Source organism: Pseudomonas sp. IT-P74, from assembly GCF_949768175.1.
GTDB lineage: Bacteria > Pseudomonadota > Gammaproteobacteria > Pseudomonadales > Pseudomonadaceae > Aquipseudomonas.
This window is the reverse complement of sequence record NZ_CATKQD010000056.1, coordinates 1-553: the sequence shown is the minus strand read 5'-3', so window position 1 is coordinate 553 and position 553 is coordinate 1. Positions and strand designations below refer to the sequence as shown.

The following is a 553-nucleotide window of genomic DNA, read 5'->3' as shown; positions in this document are numbered from 1 at the left end:
CTGCACACGCCGCTGATGGCGGTGACCAACGCCATTTCGGCCATTGTGATCGTCGGCGCCATGCTCGCCGCCGCCCTCACCGTGACCCCGCTGGGCAAGACCATGGGCACCCTGGCCGTGGCCCTGGCCGCCGTCAACGTGTTTGGTGGCTTCCTGGTGACCCGCCGCATGCTGGAAATGTTCAAGAAAAAAGCGGCCAAAGCGCCGGCGGCCAAGGCCGAAGCAGTCAAGGCCGAGGTGCAGCAAGCATGAGCATGAACCTGGTTACTTCCCTGTATTTGATCGCCTCGGTCTGCTTCATCCAGGCGCTCAAGGGCCTCTCGCACCCCACCACGTCGCGTCGTGGCAACCTGTTCGGCATGCTCGGCATGGGCCTGGCGATTCTCACCACGGTGGGCCTGATCTACAAGCTGGGCTCCGAGTTGGCACAAGACGGCATCGTCTACGTGATCGTCGGCCTGCTGATCGGCGGCACTGCCGGTTCGATCATGGCCAAACGCGTCGAAATGACCAAGATGCCCGAACTGGTCGCCTTCATGCACAGCATGATCGG

At 62.7% G+C, this 553-nt stretch carries 2 protein-coding genes; both read left to right on the top strand.

From position 1 onward, the window contains the following. Positions 1 to 252: NAD(P) transhydrogenase subunit alpha (locus ACM6J5_RS22335; RefSeq protein ID WP_414929357.1), on the top strand; the 252-nt coding region annotated here is incomplete at its 5' end. Then, positions 249 to 553: NAD(P)(+) transhydrogenase (Re/Si-specific) subunit beta (locus tag ACM6J5_RS22330; RefSeq protein ID WP_414929356.1), on the top strand; the 305-nt coding region annotated here is incomplete at its 3' end. The genes ACM6J5_RS22335 and ACM6J5_RS22330, both read left to right, overlap by 4 nt.